Source organism: Dickeya dadantii NCPPB 898 (assembly GCF_000406145.1).
Classification (GTDB): Bacteria; Pseudomonadota; Gammaproteobacteria; order Enterobacterales; family Enterobacteriaceae; genus Dickeya; species Dickeya dadantii.
Genome location: NZ_CM001976.1, coordinates 990,605 through 997,162, shown reverse-complemented (window position 1 = coordinate 997,162; position 6,558 = coordinate 990,605). Strand labels below are relative to the sequence as shown.

The 6,558-nt window shown below is 52.1% G+C and carries 8 protein-coding genes and 2 pseudogenes; 6 read left to right on the top strand and 4 right to left on the bottom strand.

The features are described 5' to 3' along the window. Together DDA898_RS04945 and DDA898_RS04940 are read left to right on the top strand one after the other, a co-directional pair. On the top strand, positions 1 to 1,474 hold a 1,474-nt coding region (locus DDA898_RS04945; RefSeq protein WP_038910419.1), incomplete at its 5' end, for an RHS repeat-associated core domain-containing protein. After that, on the top strand, positions 1,467 to 1,946 hold the full coding sequence (locus tag DDA898_RS04940) for a hypothetical protein (protein WP_038910417.1): 480 nt from the start codon (positions 1,467 to 1,469) through the stop codon (positions 1,944 to 1,946). The genes DDA898_RS04945 and DDA898_RS04940, both read left to right, overlap by 8 nt. Positions 1,947 to 1,989: 43 nt before the next feature. Here the strand turns inward: DDA898_RS04940 and DDA898_RS23380 are convergent, their stop codons facing one another. After that, complete coding sequence (locus DDA898_RS23380) at positions 1,990 to 2,163, bottom strand: hypothetical protein (protein ID WP_159077862.1); 174 nt, start codon at positions 2,161 to 2,163, stop codon at positions 1,990 to 1,992. Between the two features lie 99 nt (positions 2,164 to 2,262). Further along, positions 2,263 to 2,508, bottom strand: coding sequence for a helix-turn-helix domain-containing protein (locus tag DDA898_RS04935; RefSeq protein ID WP_038910416.1), 246 nt, complete (start codon positions 2,506 to 2,508; stop codon positions 2,263 to 2,265). Positions 2,509 to 2,614: 106 nt separating this feature from the next. On the opposite strand from DDA898_RS04935, the pseudogene DDA898_RS22085 reads away from it, so the two are divergent. The 3 genes and pseudogenes from DDA898_RS22085 (at position 2,615) to DDA898_RS04915 (ending at position 3,860) form a co-directional block, all read left to right on the top strand. Continuing rightward, positions 2,615 to 2,846: pseudogene (locus DDA898_RS22085) on the top strand (helix-turn-helix domain-containing protein). Between the two features lie 92 nt (positions 2,847 to 2,938). Then, positions 2,939 to 3,157, top strand: a complete 219-nt coding sequence (locus tag DDA898_RS04925) for a helix-turn-helix domain-containing protein (protein ID WP_038912444.1) — start codon at positions 2,939 to 2,941, stop codon at positions 3,155 to 3,157. A gap of 301 nt (positions 3,158 to 3,458) precedes the next feature. Next, on the top strand, positions 3,459 to 3,860 hold the full coding sequence (locus DDA898_RS04915; RefSeq protein ID WP_038910411.1) for an H-NS family histone-like protein: 402 nt from the start codon (positions 3,459 to 3,461) through the stop codon (positions 3,858 to 3,860). A gap of 34 nt (positions 3,861 to 3,894) precedes the next feature. On the opposite strand, the pseudogene DDA898_RS22080 reads toward DDA898_RS04915, so the two are convergent. After that, a pseudogene (locus DDA898_RS22080) lies at positions 3,895 to 4,122 on the bottom strand (recombinase); the annotation flags it as partial. A 165-nt stretch (positions 4,123 to 4,287) separates the two neighbouring features. Then, the gene (locus DDA898_RS04910; RefSeq protein ID WP_038910409.1) at positions 4,288 to 5,055 is read right to left on the bottom strand and encodes an AraC family transcriptional regulator; all 768 of its coding nucleotides are present in this window, start codon (positions 5,053 to 5,055) and stop codon (positions 4,288 to 4,290) included. A gap of 135 nt (positions 5,056 to 5,190) precedes the next feature. On the opposite strand from DDA898_RS04910, the gene DDA898_RS04905 reads away from it, so the two are divergent. Beyond that, complete coding sequence (locus DDA898_RS04905; RefSeq protein WP_038910408.1) at positions 5,191 to 6,423, top strand: MFS transporter; 1,233 nt, start codon at positions 5,191 to 5,193, stop codon at positions 6,421 to 6,423. The last annotated feature ends 135 nt before the right edge of the window (positions 6,424 to 6,558 follow it).

Sequence of the window (6,558 nt, the reverse complement as noted above, 5' to 3'; positions counted from 1 at the left end):
CCTGACCCTGACCCAGGACGCGGCGGGCCGCGAGTCACATCGCCGCGGCGGCAGCGGCTTTGTCCAGCAGCGGGAATACGACGTGATGGGCTGGCTGACGCGGGAGATGAGCGGCGCACAGCAGGACGGCCACCTGCTGGCAGCGCAGACGCGGGAATACCGCTACGACGGTGCCGGTAACCTGACCGGGGTGCGTCACAACCGCGATGCCGAAGGTTATCGTCTGGATGCCACCGGCCGGGTGCAGGAGGTGTTAAGCGGTGGTGCGGGCAAACCGGTGGACACCACCGCCCGCTTTCACTACACCCGCAGCGGCCTGCCGCAGGAGGCAGGCCGCCTCACCGAGTGGCAGTCTGGCCGACTGGTTCAGCACGATGACACCCATTACCAGTACGACAGGGCCGGACGGCTTATCCGTAAACAGGTGGTGCAGCCGGGCTACCGTCCGCAGGTGTGGCAGTACCGCTGGGACAGCCGCAACCAGCTACGGGTGGTGGATACCCCGACCGGCGAGCGCTGGCTGTACCGTTACGACCCGTTCGGCCGCCGGGTGGGCAAACGCTGTGACCAGAAAGCCGAAGAGACCCGCTATCAGTGGGACGGCGACCAGATAGCGGAAATCCGCCACTACCGCCACGGCCAACTGATACAGCGTCGCCACTGGGTCTACAACGGCTGGGAGCTGGTAGTGCAGCAGCGCCAGCATACCGGCGGCGACTGGGAAACGGATTTTGTGACCAGCAGCCAGAACGGTACGCCGCAGGCGCTGTTCGCGCAGGACGGCACCCTGCGCTGGCAGGCGCCGAAGGCCACGCTGTGGGGCCAGCGGCAGGCAGAAAAATCGGAAAGTCCGGACCCCGGTCTGGCCTTCGCCGGGCAGCTCCGTGACAGCGAAAGCGGGCTGTGCTATAACCGCTTCCGGTACTACGACCCGGCCGGTGGGTGTTATGTCTCGCCAGACCCGATAGGGGTGCTGGGCGGGGAAAATAACTACGCTTACGCGCCGAATCCTTCAACTTGGATCGATCCGCTGGGGTTGGCGGGGTGCTCTGTACTTGACGATATAATAAAAGATGCAAATAAAGTTGCTTCACCGGGTGGAAGTATTACATCAAAACAAGCACAAATACTGCGAAACAATCTTCCAGTAATCCAGAGGCGTAGCGCTTTCCAAAACCAAATAGCTAGAAAAGAGTTTGTGAAAACTCAAGATTACCTAATGAAACAATGGGAGGCCAATATGGGGATGACGTGGCCGAAAGGAGCTACACCACATCATATAATTCCGCTGGAGAGTGGTGGTGCAAATAAATGGTGGAATTTAATGCCAACAAATGGAACATTGCCGAACCATTCACTTCCCGGAATACCCGGCCCTCATGCTGCCGGAGGAACGCTTCGCACAACGATTCAACAAGGACGCAAAGCTTTACCCCCTGGAACGATAACCGATTTAAGGCTGCCATATGGTTGATATAACTGAAGAGATAAAAAAAATAGAAGCTGCTAGCTTTTTCTCTCTCATGGGGGTTAACAACCTCCATGAAGGAGATGTGATACTCATTGAAAATGTAAGAAAAGTATTCATTGAGCCATCAGATACTGATTTTAAAGGGTTCTATAAAAAAACCGAATGGCTTCCGACTTCACCCACTCAAGATGATCCATTTTATAAGAAACAAGCCAATCCAAAAGATCTCATTGAATTACGTAAAGAGATAAATAAATATGTGATTTCTGCAACAAGAGAGCTTAATAAAGCTGATTTTATCTCTTCTCCTCATGATTTTAGTGTTGCAGCGAGAAATGCAATTTGTTTTGCGTTTAGGCAACTTATTACAGAGAGATATTTTTCCCTTGGTAACAGATGGGAAAGGATTACTGAGATTTATTACTCAGGTCATTGGCCTGTCGGTTTTGCAAAAGAAAGATATGTAGTTATTTAAACAATAAGCCGGAAGCGATCCCAACGATCCTTACGGCTTATTATTACCTGCCGCTCAGTACCGGTGACTTACTGCCCTGCCCGCTCTCCATCCCTGCCACATCCGGCCCGCCCGGAAAGCGGTTCAGCCAGTACGTGACGGCGTACTCTTCAAACGGCGCGATACTCAGTGCGTGCAGGTCTTGCCACAGTGCGTGGATATCCAGCACGGTAATCACAATGCAGCCAGGCCCCTGAAAATCGGCCTTAACACCTCATCCGGACTTTAAAAACTCTTACCACGACGAATAACGTCATTCTTATCAGGGAAGTCGCCCTCACTCCGAATTCCCTTCCCCACTCGGCGTGCGCTTGAGGTCGTGATACCGCGAAGGCCAGATTTCTTCAGGCCGTTTATTCAACGCGTTGGCGATCAAGCGCTCACCTTTAGGCCAATGCCGCACCAGCGTATTTACCAACGTAGACGAAGCCAGCCCAGCTTCTCTCGAAACCGCCGCCAGCGTTGTTCCCCTCTTCCTTAAACCCGCAATGATATCCGCAGGATGCCAGTCATGTTGCTCCATACGCCCTCCTTCCTCATTATTGACGATAAGTCACATCGTAACACGAGCCCCGAATTGTGACTAATAGTCCGTGGACTTATAAACACCAAAACAGAATGCTTATGCCATGAAAACATCCGATTCGGTCAAAACCCTGCTGGGACAACGTGTTAAAGCGCTCAGATTGCAGGCGGGGCTATCTCAGGATAGCCTTCGCTGAAAAGTGCGGGCTGGATCGAACTTACATCAGCGGCATTGAGCGAGGGGTGAGAAACCCAACGCTTGAAGTGCTCTATATTCTTGCGACTGGATTGCATACCGATCTCACCACACTCTTCGTATTCCGCGATCCAGCCTGATTTTTGGACCTTATCGATTAAATCGACGAAGTAGCTCATATGTGACTCATCGTCCGTGGTCTGATAAGCAACATGGGATGATGCTTATCGGCATGAAAAATACAAAAGACATCACCGCCCGTTTTGGGCAACGTGTAAAAACGCTTCGCTTACAGGCAGGGCTCTCCCAGGAAGCCTTCGCCGACAAGTGCGGTTTGGATCGCACCTATATCAGCGGCATTGAGAGGGGTGTTAGGAATCCGACTCTGGAAGTGATTGGGGTGATTGCTGCCGGGTTGGAGATTCAACTGCAAAGTTTATTTGATTTTTAATAAGTTGCCTGCTGATATTGTAAACAAACAGAACCCGTTCATAAGCATGGAATGGGAAAAACAGGATTTTCCCGATATTACTGTCAATATTGTCGCCGTATTTTCCAGATTAATTATCTTTTTTATCGCGCTTTCTATTTTCACATACCATTCAAGTAACAAAAATAAAAAACAGTTCAAGAACGAGAAATATAAACTTACAAAAACGGATAATCAGGCATCAAGCAAATTTATAGTATCTGCTTTATTTTATCGTTTATAGTATGATGTTTATGACGTTCAACATTCAGGATAAATGATAATGAGTGAAGCCCTAAAAATATTAAATAACATTCGCACCCTTCGTGCTCAGGCTCGTGAGACCGATCTGCCAACACTGGAAGAAATGCTGGAAAAACTGACCGCCATTGTTGAAGACCGGCGTGAAGAAGAAGCCAGCGCACAGCAACAAAACGCAGAGCGTCAGGCTAAAATTGAAGCCTTACGTGCAAAACTGCTGGAAGATGGTATTGATCCGTCTGAACTGTTCGGCGCTGTTGTTACCAGTAAAACAGCAAAAACCAAACGCACTCCCCGTCCTGCCAAATACAAATATACCGATGAAAACGGCAACGAACAGACGTGGACAGGTCAGGGCCGAACGCCTAAAGCTATCGCTGCTGCGCTGGAAAGTGGTAAAACGCTAGAAACCTTTGCTATCTAACCAAATTACTCCCTGTTGTATGGCATACAATGGGGAGCAAGCCAGCTCTACTTGAAACAGAATTGCCATATGCAACGTCTGACACTTTGAGTTTAACTAGATCACAGCCCCGCAGCTTACTGTCCAAAGCAATATTGAACAGGTCCAGATCGCGCGTTTTACCTTCCAGTTCAAGCCTGATTCGGATCCCTCAGATATGAGATATCTGAAGCGGTCTTTTTTGTCCGATGATACGGTCTTTGTTCCACAGTAACGTGTTCATACTCGAATCTCCTGCAATGTGGGAGATTTGAGTATGGTTGTCCCTCAAGAGCGTGAAGCGGAAGTCCACCTCAACAGACCTTAAGAGGACGATGAGTTACTAGCGGAATTATTTAGTTGATTATCCGTGCTTTCATTGAGAGGGCCTATAACGGCAAAATTTAGATCAAAAAATCACGGGTGTTGCGCCCAATATAGAGCGGAATGCCGCCGTAAACGCGGCCGGGCAGGAAAATCCGAGCTGATAGGCGACCTGCTTGATAGGAACGCCGGCAGACAGTAGATCCAGCGAGACGCAGATCCGCGCCCGCTGCTTCCAGTTTCTGAAGCTGAACCCCGTGTCCTGGATAAAAAGCCGGGAGAACGTACGTTCTGACATGGTCGCCAGATCCGCCAAGTCGCTCACTGGCGTTGCCCAGCGCTGGTTAACCAGCAGATCGGCGGCCACCCGGGACAGGCGCTCGTCCTGCGGCATCGGCAGTTCGGTCACCCGGTGCTCTGCTTCACTGAGGATCTCCATTAACAACAGCGCCATTGTCCGCTGGCTTGCTGCCTTGTAGTCGGCGCTAAACAGTCCGGCAATCAGCTCCTTCACCAGGGCCGTCGCTGTGATGACGTGGACGGCGTCGCTTTTGGTAAAGCGACTGCACGCGTCAATGAGGCTGCGGCTGAAGTACATCGTGCGGAGTTCGGTATGTGAAAGTAGGCTGTAGCTGTGCTCCTGAAGTACCGGGAGCCAGAGCGCGCGCTGAGGGGGGATCACCCAGCGCTTTTCACCCGTTTCAACCAGCATCACCCCCTGAGTTGCATACAGCAATTGCCCCTCAGCGTGATAATGGGGGGGATCGATATCACCCCGCCGGTAGCTTCTGGCAAGCACAGACCACCCGATCGTCTCGTCGTGTCTTGGCGCTTTATCTATATTGTTTGGCATTTCAGATTAAAGCCCTGCATTTATGATTATCCGGCTGACGGCGTCCTGGCTGGTGAAAGACTGGTATTACGGACAACTGTAGCAAAAAACGCACCATTAAAACCGACTTACCTTCATCTGCAAAGAGACAAGAACATGGCTTCGCATTCCACAGAACCCGAACATTCACCGACGATCCCCGCCTCAGAAACGACCGGCTCCACTCAGGGGTTCCTTGTCAGCATCGTGGGTGCTACAGCGCTCGCGCACGGCTGTAATGACATGATTCAGGCCGTGCTGCCCTCGATTTATCCCATGCTTAAGGCGAACTTTACGCTCACGTACGCGCAGATTGGCCTGATATCCCTCGTGTACCAGATAACGGCGTCCTTGCTTCAGCCCTGGGTCGGGCTTTACACCGATAAACACCCCAAACCCTTTCTTTTGCCCGCGGGAATGGGGGTCACCTTCCTGGGGATCGGACTGCTCGCGGTTGCCGGAAATTTCATGATGATTTTGCTTGCCGCTGCGCTAGTTGGCGTTGGATCGTCCGTATTCCATCCGGAGGCATCCCGCATCGCCCGCATGGCTTCGGGGGGGCAGTTTGGTACCGCTCAATCTGCTTTTCAGGTCGGCGGGAACGCGGGTTCGGCGTTTGGTCCTCTGCTGGCCGCGCTGCTGATTATTCCTCATGGCCAGCTTTCTGTGGCCTGGCTGATGCTTTGTGCGCTTGTCGCCATTGTCATTTTGACCAGGCTCAGCCAGTGGTCCGCCCGGCACGGCCAGGCGCACATGAAGCGCCACGGCAGCGCCCCGATGCAGAAACTTTCCAGGGTGAAAGTATCCCAGGCCCTGGTTGTGGTCAGCGTTCTGATGCTCGCCAAATTTACCTACATTGCCTCGCTGAGCAACTATTTCACCTTTTATCTCGTCCACCGCTTCAGCATGCCACTGGAGCACGCGCAGTTCTGCCTGTTTGCGTTTCTTGCGGCCGTGGCGGTGGGGACCTTTGCCGGCGGACCGGTTGGCGATCGCATTGGCCGTAAGGCCGTGGTCTGGATCTCATTTTTAGGCGTCATTCCCTTTTCGCTGTTACTGCCACACGTCGGCCTGGTGTGGACGATCGTGTTCACCATTTTTATCGGCCTGATTCTGTCTTCGGCTTTCTCTGCGCTTGTTGTTTACGCTCAGGAAATCGTCCCCGGTCGTGCAGGGATGGTGGCCGGGATCATGTTTGGTACGATGTTTGGTGTGGGTGGGCTCGCCGCCGCAGGACTTGGAAAACTGGCGGATATGTATGGCATCGAGTGGGTTTACAGACTGTGTGCTTTCCTGCCTTTGCTGGGATTCGCCACTCTGTTTATGCCAAATACAAAGCAAAGCCAGTAAACACCATCTCAAAGTGGTTGCTACTGGTTGTATCTTCAGGCTTATAAGAAAAGCCCGAAGATATACATCTATCTAGAGGGTTAATTGACCGAGCATGCCGTAAACGCTACGTCCGCTTCACGCCCTGAGACATTC